The organism is Aureimonas sp. N4 (assembly GCF_001463925.1).
Lineage (GTDB): Bacteria > Pseudomonadota > Alphaproteobacteria > Rhizobiales > Rhizobiaceae > Aureimonas > Aureimonas ureilytica_A.
In genome coordinates this window covers 26,321-42,618 of sequence record NZ_BBWS01000006.1, presented here as the reverse complement: position 1 = coordinate 42,618, position 16,298 = coordinate 26,321, and the positions used below count along the sequence as shown (strand labels likewise).

The 16,298-nt window shown below is 67.2% G+C and carries 19 protein-coding genes; 8 read left to right on the top strand and 11 right to left on the bottom strand.

Annotated features, from left to right (window positions below):
- Positions 1-37: 37 nt before the first annotated feature.
- Entirely contained in the window at positions 38-901 is an 864-nt protein-coding gene (locus tag AUL28_RS01605; RefSeq protein WP_082640197.1) for a tellurite resistance TerB family protein, read from the top strand.
- 113 nt (positions 902-1,014) lie between these two features.
- On the opposite strand, the gene AUL28_RS01600 is transcribed toward AUL28_RS01605, so the two are convergent.
- Complete coding sequence (locus AUL28_RS01600; RefSeq protein ID WP_244493380.1) at positions 1,015-1,620, bottom strand: NUDIX hydrolase; 606 nt, start codon at positions 1,618-1,620, stop codon at positions 1,015-1,017.
- Positions 1,621-1,700: 80 nt separating this feature from the next.
- Here AUL28_RS01600 and AUL28_RS01595 point away from each other — a divergent pair, with 80 nt between their 5' ends.
- On the top strand, positions 1,701-2,084 hold the full coding sequence (locus AUL28_RS01595; protein WP_062230542.1) for a VOC family protein: 384 nt from the start codon (positions 1,701-1,703) through the stop codon (positions 2,082-2,084).
- 212 nt (positions 2,085-2,296) lie between these two features.
- On the opposite strand, the gene bla is transcribed toward AUL28_RS01595, so the two are convergent.
- Both bla and AUL28_RS01585 read right to left on the bottom strand, forming a co-directional pair.
- Positions 2,297-3,184 carry a class A beta-lactamase gene (bla, locus tag AUL28_RS01590; protein ID WP_062230541.1) on the bottom strand — a complete coding sequence of 296 codons (888 nt, stop codon included), beginning with the start codon at positions 3,182-3,184 and terminating at the stop codon, positions 2,297-2,299.
- Positions 3,185-3,366: 182 nt separating this feature from the next.
- Complete coding sequence (locus AUL28_RS01585; protein ID WP_062230540.1) at positions 3,367-3,984, bottom strand: glutathione S-transferase family protein; 618 nt, start codon at positions 3,982-3,984, stop codon at positions 3,367-3,369.
- 84 nt (positions 3,985-4,068) lie between these two features.
- Between AUL28_RS01585 and ybaK the strand changes: the two genes are divergently transcribed.
- From ybaK to AUL28_RS23495, 3 genes are all read left to right on the top strand, one after another.
- Entirely contained in the window at positions 4,069-4,542 is a 474-nt protein-coding gene (gene ybaK / locus AUL28_RS01580) for a Cys-tRNA(Pro) deacylase (RefSeq protein ID WP_062230435.1), read from the top strand.
- 136 nt (positions 4,543-4,678) lie between these two features.
- The gene (locus AUL28_RS01575) at positions 4,679-5,899 is read left to right on the top strand and encodes an MFS transporter (protein WP_062230434.1); all 1,221 of its coding nucleotides are present in this window, start codon (positions 4,679-4,681) and stop codon (positions 5,897-5,899) included.
- On the top strand, positions 5,896-6,021 hold the full coding sequence (locus tag AUL28_RS23495; protein ID WP_280137256.1) for a hypothetical protein: 126 nt from the start codon (positions 5,896-5,898) through the stop codon (positions 6,019-6,021). The genes AUL28_RS01575 and AUL28_RS23495 overlap by 4 nt, the downstream gene beginning before the upstream one ends.
- A gap of 7 nt (positions 6,022-6,028) precedes the next feature.
- Here AUL28_RS23495 and AUL28_RS01570 read toward each other — a convergent pair whose 3' ends face one another.
- From AUL28_RS01570 to ccmA, 6 genes are all read right to left on the bottom strand, one after another.
- Positions 6,029-6,646, bottom strand: coding sequence for a DsbE family thiol:disulfide interchange protein (locus tag AUL28_RS01570; protein ID WP_062230433.1), 618 nt, complete (start codon positions 6,644-6,646; stop codon positions 6,029-6,031).
- A complete protein-coding gene (gene ccmD, locus AUL28_RS21925; protein WP_082640168.1) occupies positions 6,643-6,801 on the bottom strand; it encodes a heme exporter protein CcmD in 159 nt (52 codons plus the stop codon). The genes AUL28_RS01570 and ccmD overlap by 4 nt, the downstream gene beginning before the upstream one ends.
- A gap of 4 nt (positions 6,802-6,805) precedes the next feature.
- Positions 6,806-7,561, bottom strand: coding sequence for a heme ABC transporter permease (locus AUL28_RS01565; protein WP_058599446.1), 756 nt, complete (start codon positions 7,559-7,561; stop codon positions 6,806-6,808).
- Between the two features lie 117 nt (positions 7,562-7,678).
- Positions 7,679-8,110, bottom strand: a complete 432-nt coding sequence (locus AUL28_RS01560) for a GNAT family N-acetyltransferase (RefSeq protein WP_062230432.1) — start codon at positions 8,108-8,110, stop codon at positions 7,679-7,681.
- 8 nt (positions 8,111-8,118) lie between these two features.
- A complete protein-coding gene (ccmB, locus tag AUL28_RS01555) occupies positions 8,119-8,778 on the bottom strand; it encodes a heme exporter protein CcmB (protein WP_062230431.1) in 660 nt (219 codons plus the stop codon).
- Positions 8,778-9,467, bottom strand: a complete 690-nt coding sequence (gene ccmA / locus AUL28_RS01550; protein WP_062230430.1) for a heme ABC exporter ATP-binding protein CcmA — start codon at positions 9,465-9,467, stop codon at positions 8,778-8,780. Before ccmA ends, ccmB begins: the two co-directional genes overlap by 1 nt.
- 559 nt (positions 9,468-10,026) lie before the next feature.
- Between ccmA and acnA the strand changes: the two genes are divergently transcribed.
- The 3 genes from acnA (at position 10,027) to AUL28_RS01535 (ending at position 14,655) form a co-directional block, all read left to right on the top strand.
- On the top strand, positions 10,027-12,780 hold the full coding sequence (gene acnA, locus AUL28_RS01545) for an aconitate hydratase AcnA (protein WP_062230429.1): 2,754 nt from the start codon (positions 10,027-10,029) through the stop codon (positions 12,778-12,780).
- 436 nt (positions 12,781-13,216) lie between these two features.
- On the top strand, positions 13,217-13,993 hold the full coding sequence (locus AUL28_RS01540; protein ID WP_062230428.1) for a DUF1223 domain-containing protein: 777 nt from the start codon (positions 13,217-13,219) through the stop codon (positions 13,991-13,993).
- Positions 13,994-14,316: 323 nt separating this feature from the next.
- Positions 14,317-14,655: a DUF2794 domain-containing protein gene (locus AUL28_RS01535; RefSeq protein WP_244493385.1), complete on the top strand. Its 339-nt coding sequence runs from the start codon at positions 14,317-14,319 to the stop codon at positions 14,653-14,655.
- Positions 14,656-14,760: 105 nt separating this feature from the next.
- On the opposite strand, the gene AUL28_RS01530 is transcribed toward AUL28_RS01535, so the two are convergent.
- Both AUL28_RS01530 and AUL28_RS01525 read right to left on the bottom strand, forming a co-directional pair.
- Positions 14,761-15,318 carry a GNAT family N-acetyltransferase gene (locus AUL28_RS01530; protein ID WP_062230427.1) on the bottom strand — a complete coding sequence of 186 codons (558 nt, stop codon included), beginning with the start codon at positions 15,316-15,318 and terminating at the stop codon, positions 14,761-14,763.
- A gap of 156 nt (positions 15,319-15,474) precedes the next feature.
- On the bottom strand, positions 15,475-16,257 hold the full coding sequence (locus tag AUL28_RS01525; protein ID WP_244493379.1) for a Bax inhibitor-1/YccA family protein: 783 nt from the start codon (positions 16,255-16,257) through the stop codon (positions 15,475-15,477).
- Positions 16,258-16,298 lie beyond the last annotated feature (41 nt).

Sequence of the window (16,298 nt, the reverse complement as noted above, 5' to 3'; positions counted from 1 at the left end):
AATGGGCCTTCTGATCCCTGATCCGGAGGCCCTTGGAATGATCGACGCGCAGAAACTTCTCGACCAGTTCCTTGGCACGGGACGCGGCGCTGGACATCGCAGTCCTTTCCCATCGGGCATTGGCCGCGCCTCCACGGGCGAAACGCTTCAGGACGGGCTCGGCAAGTTGCTCGGCGGCGCGCTCGGCGGCACCGGCGCGCGCTCGGGCGGCGGCATCGGCGATCTCGCCGCCAGCGTCCTGTCGGGCGGGCGCTCGGGCGGCGGCTCGCTCGCCGGCAAGGCCATCGGCGGCGCACTGGCGGGCGGTCTCGTCTCGCAGCTTCTGCGCCGGGGCGGCGGAAAAGGCATAAAGGGCTTCGGCGGACAGGCCGTGAAGCTCGGCGGCCTCGCCCTGATCGCCGGTCTCGGCTACAAGGCCTGGACCAATTGGCAGGCACAGAACCAGCCAAGTCTCGCGCCCTCGCAGCCCGGCCCGATCCGTCCCATTGCCGCCAGCGACATTCCCGAGGTGAGCGACCCGAACTTCCACCCCGCCGGCTCGGATGCCGAGCATCGCGCCAAGCTTCTCCTGTCGGCGATGATCGCAGCGGCCAAAGCGGACGGCACGCTCGACGCCAACGAGGAGCGCCGCATCTTCGGGCGGATCGAGGATCTCGATCTCGACGCCGAGGAAAAGGGCCTGCTGATGGACGAAATCCGCCGTCCGCTCTCGGTGGACGAGCTGGTGCGCCATGCGACGACGCAGGAGGTGGCGGTCGAACTCTACACGGCTTCGCTCCTCGCCATCGACCCGGACCAGCCAGCCGAGCGCGCCTATCTCGACCTTCTCGCCGCCCGTCTTCAGCTGCCGCCCGAACTCGTCTTGGAAATTCGTCGCACGACGGACGAGGCGCGGGACTGATCGGATTCGGTCTTCCTTAACGTTTCACGTGAAACAGCGCCGAGCCGTCTCCGGCGACTCGGCGCCGCCTCCATTGAAAAACCGGGCGGATCGGCCCGAAAGTTTGCCCCCCGCTACAGCGCGTCCTCGCCCACCGGCGTTCCATCCGGCAGGCGGTCTCCGGCTTCGCCGGCCGGATTGCCGAAAGGCACCGGCGGCGCGCCCGCTTCCGCCTCCGCATCATGGCGCAGCGCCCAATGGACGGTGGGAAAGGCAAGGTCGTCCCAGGGGATGTCGTCCGGCTGCACCAGCTTGACCTCCAGACTTTCCGGGCCGGCCAGGATGGCAGGGTCGAGGAGGCGTGCGCGGTAGATCAGTTGCACCTGGCTGATGCGGGGCACGGAATAGACCGCCAGAAGCCGCGAAATGTCGATCCGCGCCCCGGCCTCCTCGAAAGCCTCGCGCGCCGCGCCGGCATCGGGCGTCTCGTTCAGTTCGAGATAGCCGGCCGGAATCGTCCAGCGCCCTCGCCCCGGTTCTATGCCGCGGCGGCACAGGAGGATGCGCTCTTCGAACCGCACGACCGAGCCGACGACGATCTTCGGGTTTTCATAGGCGACGAAGCCGCAGTGATCGCAGACCCGCCGCGCAAGAGCATCGTCCTCGGGAATGCGAAGGGAGAAGGCAGGGGTAAGATCACTCATGCGAGGCAAGATGGAGGCCACCGCGCATTTGGCCATGGGCTTCCCTTAGGTCAGGCTCGGCACCAGTTCGCCCTTTTACGCTTCGGCTCTGATCCAACGGAGCCCCAACCATGGCGATGCATCCCTATGTCACGATCGGCGCGTCGCCGGTCGTGCCGTCCTTTGCCTTTTACGATGCGGTTCTGGCGGCGATCGGCTGGAGCAGCCATGCGAGCTTCGCGGGCGGGCGCGGCTACTCTCAAGGCGGCACGGGCGAAGGCTTCTCGGTCTGGGTCGTGAAACCTTTCGACGGCGCGCCGGCCAGCGCCGGAAACGGCGCGATGGTCGGCTTTCCCGCCGCCTCGCAAGCCGAAGTGGACGCCTTCTACGCCGCTGGAATGGCGCAGGGCGGCACGGACGAAGGCGCGCCGGGCCTGCGCCCGCAATATGGGCCGGACTGGTACGCCGCCTATCTGCGCGATCCCTGCGGCAACAAGATCGCCGTGGTCTTCAACGGCTAAGAGCCGGGGCCAAAACCCTGCGGGTCGATCCGCCGGGTCCTTGCGCCCCCGATCATCGTTGCCGATGCTCACCGATGCGCTGCATCGTCTGCGCTCGGCGCCTCGCCGGGAACGCAAGTCCCTCGCCGGCTTTCCGCCGCAGGGTTCTGTCCCCGGCTCTAAGGCCGGCCTATGGGGCGGCCTTGGGGCTGCCCCGAAGCCGCCCATCGTCTTCAGCGAAGCATGGCGAGCGCGCGGCCGACCTCGGCGAAGGCCGCGTTGCGCTCGTCGAAACTGGCCTTCGTTTCCGTCAGATACAGGCTGATCAGGATCGGCTTTCCCGCCGGCGGCCAGATCACGGCGACATCGTTCATCGTGCCGAAATCGCCGCCGCCCGTCTTGTCTCCGACGCGCCAGTCTTTCCGCAGGCCGGCGCGCAGCTTGGCATCGCCTGTCCGGTTCGCGACCATCCAGTCCGCTAGCTGGCGGCGCGAGTCCGGTTTCTGCACCTCGCCGAAGAGAAGCGCGTGGAGCATCTTCGTCATGGCCGCCGGGCTGGTCGTGTCCCTGGGATCGCCGGGCTTCGCCTCGTTCAGCGCGGTCTCGCGCCGGTCGAGCCGGAAGGTCTCGTCGCCGAAGCCGCGTGCCGTCCGGGTCACGCCCTCCGGCCCGCCGAGGAGATCAATCAGCACATTGCCGGCGGTGTTGTCGCTCTGCGTCAGCGCGGCCTCGGCGATGGAGCTGAGCGTCATGCCTTCGCCGCCGACATGCTTTTCGGTCTCGGGCGAATAGGTCACGAGATCGGATTTTGCGATCACCACACGTCGCGAGAGGTTTTCCTCTCCGGCATCGACACGGGCGAGGAGGCCGGCGGCGGCCACGAGCTTGAAGGTCGAGCACAGCGGAAAGCGCTCGTCCGCGCGCCGCGCCCAGCGCCGATCCGTTTCCATGTCCCAGACGAAGGCGCCGAGCCGGGCCGAGAAGCGGTTTTCGATCTCGGCCCAGAGCGCGTCCAAATCCGCTTCGGCGCGGGCGGGCTTGGAGGTCAGGCCGGTGAGCCCAAGAGCCAGCCCTGCGCCGGCGAGAGCGGCAAAGCGGCGGCGGGTCAGGGCGTGAGACATGGCGCAAGGCTCCGGTTCATAGGTCGGCGCTTGGAAGCGCGAGGAAAAATGGCGGATAGTCTCGATTCGCAAGATCGTTCGCCCGCCTTATGGATGCCAGCCTCTTGCGACGGCTTGCCCCTTTGCCGCAAGCCCCGGCTGGGCGAAGGAGCGGAAAATCTCTCGACCGAAGCGGTTCGCTCTCAGGAAATCCCGGTCATGACGCCCGTCCGAAAAGCCGGCCGAGCTGCAATCCGCTCGTACCAGGCTTCGAGCGCTGGAAGGCTTGGACGCTCGATCGGGAGCGAAAACCAGGCATAGGCGATGCAGCCGAGCGGGATGTCGCCGATGCCGAAATCGCGGCCGGACAGGTAGGGCGAGTCTTGCAGGGCCGCGTCGGCTCGGCGCATCAGCTCGGCGCACTGATGCGCCCCTCGCTCCATCGCGGCGTCATCCCGCTGATCGGGCGCGACGCGCACGAGATTCCAGAAAAGATCGCGGAAGGGGCCGGAGAAGGAGAGCGAGGTCCAGTCCATCCATTTGTCGGCGACGGCAAAGGCGCGCGGGTCGCCGGGCGCGAAGGGCGCGGCCCCGTATTGGCGGGCGAGATAGCGCACGATCGCGTTGGATTCCCAGAGAACCAGCCCCTCATCCTCCAAGCAGGGCACGAGGCCGTTGGGGTTCAAGGCGAGATAGGCCGGAGACTGGACCTGCCCGAACGCGCCGCCCGCTGGAATGTGCTCGTAAGCGAGCCCGAGTTCCGCCGCGCACCAGAGAACCTTGCGGACATTGGTGGAATTGTTGCGACCCCAGATTTTCATGGCGAACCCCGTTTCGTTTTCCGCCCGGAAGGCATAGGCCGAACGGGCGACACGCCGAACCATCTCCACGAATGAGGCCGAGCTTTGTCCAAGTCGACACGCGCCACGCTGGCCCTGACGCAAGCGGGCGTCGCCTTCACCACGCAAGAATACGCCTACGACCCGCACGCCCAGCATATCGGGTTGCAGGCCGCCGAAGCGATCGGCGTTTCGCCCGATCTCGTCCTGAAAACCCTGATGACGCTGGTGGACGGCAAGCCGGTCTGCGTGGTCGTGCCCTCCGACCGGGAGGTTTCGATGAAGCGCCTCGCCAGCGCCGTGGGCGGCAAGTCGGCGCAGATGATGCCGCCTGCCGAGGCCGAGCGGACAACGGGCTATGTGGTCGGCGGCATCAGCCCCTTCGGCCAGAAGAAGCGGGTGCCGGTGGTGATTGAAGAGCAGGCGCTGCGGCACGCACAGGTCTTCGTCAATGGCGGCCAGCGCGGCTTGCAGATCCATCTCGCCCCGCAGGCGATCTGCGATGTGCTCGGCGCCAAGGCTGCACCCCTGATCGCCTGAGCGGGGCCGTTCGGGGCGCGTACCGATCAGACAGATAACCAGCCGCACCGAATTCGAAAGCTCGACTGACGAATCAGGGCTCGGCAGCGCACGGCATTTGCGCTACGCCTGTCAGACACCTGTTCGCGAGCCGCAGATGACCCCATCCCCCGCCTCCCTTCGCAATCCCTGGATCGCGCTTCTCTGCGGGGCGACGATCGTCACCATCGCCATGGGTCTGCGGCAGGGCTTCGGCCTTCTGCTCCGGCCCGTCGAGCTGGAGATCGGCGTCGGGCGCGAGGCGTTCGGCCTCGCCATCGCGCTGCAGAATCTCGTTCTGGGTCTCGCCCAGCCCTTTGTCGGCGTGCTGGCCGATCGCCATGGCGCGGGGCGGGTCGCGGCCGTCGGCGGGCTTCTCTATGCGCTGGGTCTCGTTCTGGCTTCCACGGCGGCGAGCGCCCTGGCGCTCGACCTGTCGCTCGGCGTTCTCGTCGGCTTTGCCATGACGGGCGTCACCTTCGTCGTCGTGCTCGGCGCGGTCGGGCGCTTCGTGCCGGCCGAGCGGCGCGGCATGGCCTTCGGCATCGTGACGGCGGGCGGCTCGGTCGGGCAGTTCCTTCTGGTGCCGGTCACGCAGATGGCCGTCGAGGCTCTCGGCTGGCGCGGCGCGCTTCTGTTCGGCGCGGCCCTCGCCTCGCTCATGGTGTTTCTGGCGATCGGCATTGCCGGGCGGCCTCAGGCGGCTCCCAGCGCGGGCGCGGCCCAGAGCGAAAGCCTCGGCGCGGCCCTGCGGCTTGCCGCGCGCCATCCCGGCTATTGGCTCCTGAATGTCGGCTTCTTCGTCTGCGGCTTTCACGTCGCCTTCGTCGCGACGCATCTGCCGGCTTTTCTGGCCGATCAGGCGATCGACCCCTCGGTCGGCGCGCGGGCGTTGGCGCTGATCGGCCTGTTCAATATTCTCGGCTCCTATGTCTTCGGCCTCTCGGCCGACCGGCTGCGCAAGAAATATGTGCTGGCGGCGCTCTATTTCGGCCGCGCCTTGGTGATCGCGCTGTTTCTCGCGGTGCCCTTCACGCCGCTTTCGGTCACGATCTTCGCCTGCGCCATGGGCTTTCTCTGGCTCGGCACCGTGCCGCTGACGAGCGGGCTCGTCGGCCAGATCTTCGGCGTGCGCTACCTTTCGACACTGTTCGGCATCGTCTTCATGAGCCACCAGATCGGCGCGTTCTTCGGGGCCTGGGGCGCGGGCCTCGTCTTCGCCTGGACGGGAAGCTACGACGCGGCCTGGACGATCTCGATCGCGCTGGCGCTACTGGCGGGCGCGGCCAATCTGCCGATTCGCGACGCGAAGCTCACCCCGGCGGGCGCGCCGGCATGAAGGCGCGGGCCGAGCTTCTGTTTCCCGCCGGACTGGCGCTCCTGTCCGGCGTCGGCGCTCTGCTTTGGCTCAGCGAGGGGCCGCGCCTGGCGGGGCTGATGCTGTTCGGCTTCTGCCTTTAGTGCCCGTTCAGGGCGCGGGTGAGCCTGGCTTCGCGAGCGCGGGTAACAGCCCCTCACGGATGGCTTTGACGTCGAGCGGGCCGGTCTGCTTCCAGAGAATGCGTCCGTCGCCCGCCACAAGGAATGTCTCGGGCACGCCGTAAACGCCCCAGTCGATCGCCGCCGTGCCGCGCTCGTCCGCGCCGACGCGTGCATAAGGATTGCCGAGCGAGGTGAGGAAGCCGAGCGCCTGATCCGGCTTGTCCTTGTAGTTCAGCCCCTCGATCCGCAGGCCGGCCGCGCGCACGGCCGGGTCGTTCGCCAGCGCCATGAGCAGCGGATGCTCCTGCCGGCAGGGGCCGCACCAGGAGGCGAAGACATTGACGAGGCGCGGCGCGCCGTCGCCATCCGGCGAAACGGTGAGACCAGACACTGGCGCGCCATCCGCCCCTTGCAGGCCCGCGAGCGGCGGCAGGCTGGTGGCGGGTGCCTTCTGCCCGATCAGGGCGGAGGGAAGCTGGCTCGGATCGTGACCCGACACGAGCTGCGTCAGAAACAGCGCGGCGAGCCCGCCGAAGACGAGAAGCGGCAGGGCGACCAGAAGCGGCCGGCGGCGGCGCGGCGGGGTGGCGGACATTTCGCTCATCGTAATGGCCGACGCGCGCCGCGCTCGCCCTCCAGCGCCTTCAGGCGGCGCGACACGGAACGCGCGTCGAGAAAGGTCCAGAGCGCCAGCACACCGAGCGCGAAAGCCGCCATGCCATAGGCGGCGGCGATGAAGCCGAAATAGCTGGATTGCATGATGTCAGCCCTCCGCCAGACCCATCCGACGTCGCTCCATGTTGCGCAGGCGACGACGGCGAATTTCCGTGCGCATGGCGGTGAGATGCAGCGCGAAGAAGAGCGTGGTGAAGCCGGCGGCCGAGATCAAGAGCGGATAGAGATAGGCATCGTCCAGCGTCGAGCCGCCCAGGCGCAGCACACTGGCCGGCTGGTGCAGCGTCGACCACCAGTCCACCGAGAACTTGATCACCGGGATCAGGAGAAAGCCGACCAGTACGAAGACCGAGGCCATGCGCCCGGCCCGCTGCGGCTCCTCGAAGGCGCGCGTCAGCGCGATCAGGCCGAGATACATGAGGAAGAGCACGAAGACCGAGGTGAGCCGCGCGTCCCAGACCCACCACGTGCCCCACATGGGCCGACCCCAGACCGAGCCCGTGAAGAGACACAGAAAGGTGAAGACCGCGCCGATGGGCGCGGCAGCGCGGATCGAGACTTCCGCGATCGGATGGCGCCAAACGAGAAGGCCAAGCGCGGAGGCCGACATGACCGTCCAGCCCATCATCGCGATCCAGGCGAAGGGCACATGGATGAAGAGGATGCGAACCGTCGCGCCCTGCTGGTAATCCTCCGGGGCAGCGAGGCCGAGGCCGAGGCCAACAGCCAGAAGCGCCAGCGCCAGCGCATAGAGCCAGGGCTGGAGACGGCCCGACAGGTCCAGAAACCGCGTCGGGTTGGCCAGAAGCGCAAAGCGCGAGGGACGGGCGGCGAGATCGCTCATGCCGCCGTTCTAGAGCATTTCCAGCCGAAGCGGAATTGGCTGGGCGACGGACAATAGGTCTGCGAATTCACCGCAAAGGTTCGCAGACGAGCATCCACGCCAGCGTGGGCGTCTGGTTCAGACTTTTTGAATCCGCATCGCCATGCCAATCGAAGCGGGCATGACGGGCTCGAACCCGAACTGCGCATAGAGATGCCGGGCCTCGCCATCCGCGACGAGACTGACATAGGCGCTGTCGGGTGCGGTCTCGCGCAGCCAATCCACCAGCGCGGCGAAGATCGCCTTGCCGATCCCCTGCCCCTGATGGGCGGGCTCCACCGCCATGTCCACGATCTGAAAGAAGGCCCCGCCATCGCCCACGACGCGGCCCATGGCGATGGTCCGCCCCTCGAAGCGCGCGATGACGGCATGGAGCGTGTTCGGCAAGCCGCGCCGCGCGGCCTCCTCGCTTTTGGGGCTTAGGCCCGAGACGGCGCGCAGGCGGCGATAGGTCTCGGCGTCAGGCGTCTCGGCGTAAAAGGAATAAAGCGCGGGGTCGAAGCGGGGCATGGGACGTCTCAGTCGCTGGATTGGCGAAGCGCGAGCGCGGCGGCGAAGGGGCCGAGCACGCCGTACAGCAGCGTCAGCGCCAGAAGAATCAGGAAGGGCGCGCGAAAAGGGGCGAGATCGTTCACGGCGCCGCTGGTGGCAGCGACGCCGAAGATGAGAATCGGGATCGCGAGCGGCAAGGTCAGCACCGAGACGAGAACGCCCCCGCGCGGCAGGCTAGCGGCTACCGCCGCGCCGACCGCGCCGATCAGCACGAGCGCCGGCGTGCCGACCAGCAGCGTCAGCGCGCTCGCGCCCAGCGCCAGCGGCTCCAGCGCCAAGAGGAGGCCCAGCAGCGGCGCGGCGACCACCAGCGGCAGGCAGCTTGCGACCCAAAGCGCGGCACATTTGGCGAGCACCACGAGCGGCAGCGGCAAGGGGCCGGTGAGGAGCAGGTCGAGCGTGCCGTCGTCCCGATCGGCCTGAAACAGCCGGTCGAGCGACAGGAGCGTGGAGAGCAGCGCGCCGATCCAGAGAAAGGCCGGGCCGATGCGCGAGAGAAGCTGAAGGTCGGGGCCGACGCCGAAGGGGATGACGGCGACGACAGCCAGAAAGAACACGACGCCCGGCGCGCCGCCGCCCGAGCCGGACAGGAGCAGCGCGAGATCGCGCCGAAACAAAGCCAGCATCAGCCGATCGCCTCCCAGCCCTCGTCCTCACCCGAATCGGAGAGCGCGAGGCCCGCCGGCTGCGGCTCCAGAACAAGCGTGCGGGCCGACGACCCGAGATCGACAGGCTGGTGCGTGGCGGCGAGAATCATGCCCCCGCTTGAGAGATGGTGCCGGCAAAGCGCGGCAAAGCGCGCCTGCGTCGCCGCGTCCAGCGCATTGGTCGGCTCGTCCAGAAGCCAGAGCGGGCGATGGGCGACCAGAAGCCGGGCGAGCGCCGCGCGCCGCGCCTGCCCCGCCGAAAGATCGGAGCAGCGCAGCCGGGCCACGCCCTCCGGCAGACCGAGTTCGGCCAGCGCGGCTTCGGGCGAGACGCCCCGCGCGCGCCCCAGAAAGCGCGCCCAGAAGGCGAGTTCCGCCCCGACGTGGCGCCCGCCCTTCAGCGCGTTGCGATGACCGATATAATGGGCGATGTCGGCAAGGCTTCGGGCCGGCTCGCCGTCGGCAGCGGGCAAGTCCTCGACGCGAACGCCTCCGGCGAGCGGCGGCAGAAGGCCGGCCAGCGTGCGCAGCAGGGTCGACTTGCCCGCGCCGTTTTCGCCCGTCACCAGCACCGCCTCGCCGGTCGATAGAGTCAGATCGAGCGGCGGCACGATCAGCCGCCCGCCCCGGCCGCAAGCCAGCCCTCTGATCACGAGCCTGCCCGCCACGCCGGAACCACTCCTCAACTTTGGAACGCTATAAGGGCTCCAATCCCAAGGCTTCGTTGTGGAGAGGCGGGACCCGAAAGGCAAGCGGCAAGGCGGAGCGAGCGACGTCCCGAAGGTCTGACAGAACCTCAGGGTGGAACACTGGCGAATCTTTCACCGCAGCGACGCGCCGAATGTCACCCATGCCACCGGCATGGGACGAGCATCGGCGAGACGGCGCGGTGAGAGAGGCCCGGTACACCGCCCCATTGAGGCTCCGTCAGGCTGTCCAGGCAAGGCGAATGAAGATGGCGTGAGGCAGGAGCGCTCCCCCGAATGGGTGCGCGCGAATGCGAGAAGGCCCTTTATAGCGATTACAAACTTGCCTATAAGGCGCTCACCCACTCCAGCGACCGGCGTGGATCACATAGCGCCGATCTCACGTGCCCCGCCTCCCCGGCGAGGACTGAGGCGGACGGGCGGAAATGGTCGCACCCGCATTTTCCAAGGCGCGCTTCGCCGCGTGCCGCGGTCGTTCGCCTTTCGGACATTTTTTGGTTCGAGAAGGAACGAGAACCCTATGTCCCACCCCGATAGCTTCAAAAGCCGCAAGACCCTGACGGTCGACGGGAAGCCTTACGTCTATTTCGACCTGAAAGAGGCCGAAAAGAACGGCCTGTCGGGCGCGTCGCGCCTGCCCTACTCGATGAAGGTCATTCTCGAGAACCTCCTGCGCAACGAAGACGGCCGCACGGTTCTGGCCGACGACATCCGCGCCGTGGTCAACTGGCTGAACGACAAGGGCTCGGCCGGCCATGAGATCGCCTATCGCCCGGCCCGCGTCCTGATGCAGGACTTCACGGGCGTTCCGGCCGTCGTCGATCTCGCCGCCATGCGCGACGCGACCGCCAATCTCGGCGCCGACCCCCAGAAGATCAATCCGCTCGTCCCCGTCGATCTCGTGATCGACCACTCGGTGATGGTGGACTATTTCGGCCAGCCCGATTCGTTCGAGAAGAACGTCGAGGTCGAGTACGACCGCAATGGTGAGCGCTACACCTTCCTGCGTTGGGGCTCGGGCGCCTTCCAGAATTTCCGCGTCGTGCCTCCCGGCACCGGCATCTGCCATCAGGTGAACCTCGAATATCTGGCCCAGACCGTCTGGACCAAGGACGAGAACGGCGAGACGATCGCCTATCCCGACACGCTGGTCGGCACCGACTCGCACACCACGATGGTCAACGGCCTTGCGGTTCTGGGCTGGGGCGTCGGCGGCATCGAGGCGGAAGCGGCCATGCTCGGCCAGCCGATCTCCATGCTGATCCCCGAGGTCATCGGCTTCCGCATCGACGGCAAGCTGCCCGAGGGCACGACCGCGACCGATCTCGTGCTCACCGTCACCGAGATGCTGCGCAAGAAGGGCGTCGTCGGCAAGTTCGTGGAATTCTACGGACCCGGCCTTGCCAACCTCACGCTGGAAGACCAGGCGACCATCGCCAACATGGCCCCGGAATACGGCGCGACCTGTGGCTTCTTCCCGGTCGACAAGGACACGATCGCCTATCTGGAAGCGACCGGCCGCGACAAGCACCGCATCGCGCTGGTGGAAGCCTATGCCAAGGCGCAGGGCATGTATTTCGACGCCTCGTCGGAAGAGCCCGTCTTCACCGACACGCTGGCGCTCGACCTTTCCACCGTCGTTCCCTCGCTCGCCGGCCCCAAGCGCCCGCAGGACCGCGTCGCGCTCACCGAGGCCGCGCCGAAGTTCCGCACCGCGCTCGCCGAACTTCAGGGCGGCCGCAAGAAGAACGAGCTGCCGGCCTCCACCGGTGACTCGCGCTTCATGGACGAAGGCGCGACGGCCCCCGGCCAGACGCCCGAGACCGCTCGCCACGCCGTCGAGGGCGCGGACCATGGCATCGCCGACGGCGACGTCGTGATCGCGGCCATCACCTCCTGCACCAACACGTCCAACCCGAACGTGCTGGTCGCCGCCGGCCTCGTCGCCCGCAAGGCGCACGCGCTCGGCCTCAAGGTGAAGCCCTGGGTGAAGACCTCGCTGGCCCCCGGCTCTCAGGTGGTCACCGAATATCTCGAAAAGGCCGGTCTCCAGACCGATCTCGACGCGATGGGCTTCAACCTCGTCGGCTATGGCTGCACGACCTGCATCGGCAATTCCGGCCCGCTTCCCGAAGCGATCTCGGAAGCCATCAACAAGAACGACCTCGTCGCCTGCTCGGTGCTCTCGGGCAACCGCAACTTCGAAGGCCGCGTGAACCCGGACGTGCGCGCGAACTATCTCGCCTCGCCCCCGCTCGTCGTCGCCTACGCCATTGCCGGTTCGATGTTCGTGGACATCACCAAGGACCCGCTCGGCCAGGACCAGAACGGCAAGGACGTCTTCCTCAAGGACATCTGGCCGACCACGCAGGAAGTCTCCGAGATCGTCCGCAAGACGGTCACGCGCGACCTGTTCGAGAGCCGCTATTCGGACGTCTTCAAGGGCGACCCGAACTGGCAGAAGATCGACGTCTCGGGCGGCCTCACCTACGAGTGGGACGACCGTTCGACCTATGTGCAGAACCCGCCCTATTTCGAGGGCATGTCGATGACGCCCAAGCCCGTCACCGACATCAAGGGCGCGCGCATCCTGTCGCTCTTCCTCGACTCGATCACGACCGACCACATCTCCCCGGCCGGTTCGATCAAGAAGAACGGCCCGGCGGGCGAGTATCTCGTCTCGCATCAGGTGCGCCCGGTGGACTTCAACTCCTACGGCGCGCGTCGCGGCAACCACGAAGTCATGATGCGCGGCACCTTCGCCAATATCCGCATCAAGAACCAGATGGTTCCGGGCGTGGAAGGCGGCATCACCAAGCACTTCCCCTCTGGTGAGCAGCTGGCGATCTACGACGCGGCGATGAAGTATCAGCAGGAAGAGGTTCCGCTGGTGATCTTCGCCGGCAAGGAATACGGCACCGGCTCCTCGCGCGACTGGGCGGCCAAGGGCACCGTGCTCTTAGGCGTTCGCGCCGTGATCGCGCAGAGCTTCGAGCGCATCCACCGCTCCAACCTGGTGGGCATGGGCGTCGTGCCCTTCGTCTTCCAGGAAGGCACGAGCTGGCAGTCGCTCGGCCTCACGGGCGAGGAAACGGTGACGATCGAAGGCCTGACCGAGGTCAAGCCGCGCCAGACCATGGAAGCCACGATCACCCGCGCCAATGGCGAAGTGGTCAAGGTTCCCCTGCTCTGCCGCATCGATACGCTGGACGAGCTGGAATACTTCAAGAACGGCGGCATCCTGCACTACGTGCTGCGCCAGCTGGCGGCCTAAAGCATTTCCAGCGAAAGCCGAGTCGGCTTTCGCGCCCGGACAATGCGGAAACAAAAACCTGGAGCCTTTCTGGCGAACCTTTGTTCGACGGAAGCGCTCCAGGAACCATCCCCGCCGAAGCGTCCCAGCTGCTTCGCCGAAGCCTCCGCGCTTCGGCGGCGCCCTCTCTCGAGGGCTAGGCATGAGTCTCGAGGGCCAACGCCAGTTCGCCCTGAAGGCTCGAGCCGTTCACACGATCTCGCGAGCCAACCCTCGGGCTGTTTCGCTTGTCTTTCGCGCCGCCGCCCTCCTCGCAAGGGCGGCGGCGTTTTCATGTGCCTCGCCTCGCGCCCGGCTCACCCTCAATTGAACGGCGCAAGGCTCGCCTTCCGTGGGGTTATCCCGCCATGGTCCCATCTCTCTTCGGGCCATCCCGGAGCCAAGGAGATGCCGATCCATGAGCCCGCCGACCCTGTTCGTCCTGCTCCTTGCCGCTGTCCTGCCGCTCGGCCTCGCCCATGCCGACGAGAGCGGCGACGAAGCGTCGAGCCAGAATGTGCGCGGCATCGTGGAGCTTTTCACGAGCCAGGGATGCAGCGAATGCGTGAAGGCCGACGCGGTTCTGGCGGAACTCGCCGCGCGGCCCGATGTCGTCGCCCTCGCCTATCACGTGGACTACTGGGACTATATCGGCTGGGAAGACCCGCTCGGCTCGCGCCGCAATGCCGAGCGACAGAAGAGCTATTCCAAGGCGCTGCGGCTCGGCGGGCTGACGACGCCCCAGGCCATCGTCAACGGCAAGGCGGTGATGGCCGGCTTCGATGCGGCGGCGATCGAGGCTGCGACGGCCAAGGCTCCGCTGGCCGGCGCGGACGGCTCGCCCCGCATCGAGATGCGCCTTCGGGGCGAGACCCTGCACCTACGCGTCGAGGCCGGCGCGCTGCCGGAGGGCGCGAGGCCCCCGGCGCTGATTCTGGCGACCTATGCCAAGACCACGCGCACCGAGGTCGCGCGCGGTGAGAACGAGGGACGCCAACTCCTGAACACGCATGCGGTGCGCGACTGGCGCGCGGTCGGCCTGCTCGGAGCCGACGGCCGGCTCGCGGTGGATATGCCGCTCGGCCTCATCGCCGACCCTGACACGCAGCCGGGCGGCTGCGTCGCGCTGCTCCAGGCGATGGACCGGGACGACCGGCCGGGGCCGATTCTGGCAGCGGCGGCCCTGCCCTTCTGAGCGTCTGCCGAGCGATCGAGCCGCGACAGGTGGGCGTGGGATGTTCCGCTGTCGCGGGACGCCCCAGGGGGACGGCGACAGCGGCTGACAAAGAAGGCGCAGCAGCCTCGGACGATTGGCCCGACCCTGTATCCCGACCCACTCCCGAGCGCAGCGGCTCAGCCGATACGCTGCCCCGAGGCTTGAGCCACCGGCCTGTCCGGTTGCAACGCCCTTCGCGCGGCCCCATTTCCATGACAGGATGATGAAGGGCTCGCCGCGCCCTGCGGCGTTCCCCGGAGGGATTGCGATTGACCGAACCCACGACCGAACGCTCCGCCTCGCTGATCCACCTCTCGGAGGTGCGCGCTGCCAACGCCCTGCCCGTCGTCAGTTTCGACCGGCACGAACTCGGCGAAATCCTTCGAATCTACGGGCGCATGGTGGCGGCGGGCGAATGGCGCGATTACGCCATCGACACGCTCAAGGACCGGGCCGTGTTCTCCATCTTCCGGCGCAGTTCCGAAATGCCGCTGTTTCGCATCGAGAAGGAGCCACGACTGGCGCGCCGCCAGGGGGCCTATAGCGTCCACGCCGCCGGCGGGCTGGTGATGAAGCGCGGGCAGGATCTGCCGCAGGTGCTGCGCGTGTTCGACAAGTCGCTGAAGCTGGCCGACACCTGAGCGGGACATTCCGGCACTCAGATTAGTCCTACATACCCACGAACGGCCGCCCGAGGCGGCGACCGTGCATCTCATGGAGCTATTAGCCCCACCTAACGAATGAGCTCAGACCAGCGTGCCGGGATAGCGGCTTTCATCCGGCAGCGTCTCCTTGCCGCCGTTCAGGGAGTATTGCATCAGCACCGTGTCGATCCAGCGTCCGAACTTGAAGCCCGAGCCTTCGAACAGGCCGATCGGCTTGAAGCCGAGCTTCTGATGCAGCTTGACGGAGCCGTGATTGTCGGCCCCGCCGATCACCGCGATCATCTGCCGGAACCCTTTCTCCTCGCACAGCTCCAGAAGGCGGCCGAGCAGCGCCGTGCCGATGCCTTGGCCCTGCGCCTCCGGCTCCAGATAGATCGAATCCTCCACCGACCAGCGATAGGCCGGGCGGGCCCGGAACGGGCCGGCATAGGCATAGGCGACGACGCGCCCCTCCCCATTGCAGGCGACGAGATAGGGATAGTCCTGCCGCGTCAGATTGAGAAAGCGCGCCGTCATCTCGGTCTCGTCGGGCGGGGTCAGCTCGTAGGTCGCCGTGCCATGGAGAACCGCGTGTTCATAGATGCGGCACAGGGCGGGAATGTCGGCGAGAGTGGCCTCGCGGAGGGTGAACGCGCTCATGAATGGGATGCCTTACGGAGTGAACCGGGCGGACCATAAGCGGGCGCGGCGTCCGTCTCAATCCGTCAAATGCCCCATCCCGATCCGCACGGCGCATACGAAAAAGGGCGACCCGAAGGCCGCCCCTGTCTCAGAACCGTCCGGCTCCCCTTGGCTTTAGTTGCGGCTGGTGCCGAGGAAGCGAAGGAGGAACATGAACAGGTTGATGAAGTCGAGATAAAGGGTCAACGCGCCCATGATGGCCTTGCGACCGGCGACCAGCGTGTCGTCGCCTTCCCAGTAAAGTTCCTTGATGCGCTGCGTGTCCCAGGCGGTGAGGCCCGCGAAGAGCAGGACGCCGATGGCCGAGATGGCGAAGCTGAGCGCCGAGGACGCCAGGAAGATGTTCACGAGCGAGGCGATGATCAGGCCGAAGAGGCCCATGATCAGGAACGAGCCCATGGCCGACAGGTCACGCTTCGTCGTGTAGCCGAAGAGCGACAGGGCGCCGAAGGAAGCCGCCGTCACGAAGAAGACCTGCACGATCGATTCCTGCGTGTAGACGAGGAAGAACGTGGAGAACATGAATCCGACCAGCGCGGCATACGCCCAGAAGGTCGCCTGCGCGGCCTGCGTGCTCATCCGGTTGACTCGGAAGGAGAGGAACATCACGAGCGCGAGCGGCGCGAATATCAGCACCCAGCGCAGCGGCGTGGTGAATATGGTAGCGCCCAACTGCGTCAGCAGGATGCCATTATACGTTCCAACGGCCAGCGAGGGATCGCTGGTCGTCGCCATGGAGAAGAGGCCGTAGGCGGCGACGCCGGTGATGGCGAGGCCGATGGCCATGAGGTTGTAGACCCGGAGCATGTAGCTCCGCAGGCCCTGATCGATGGCGACGTCCGCGCGGCCCCGCGACAGGGGGACGCTGCGTGTGCCGCTGTTCCACTTGTCAGCCATGGACAGTTTCCTTTCTTGCATCCCGCCCTCTCGGCCGTTGC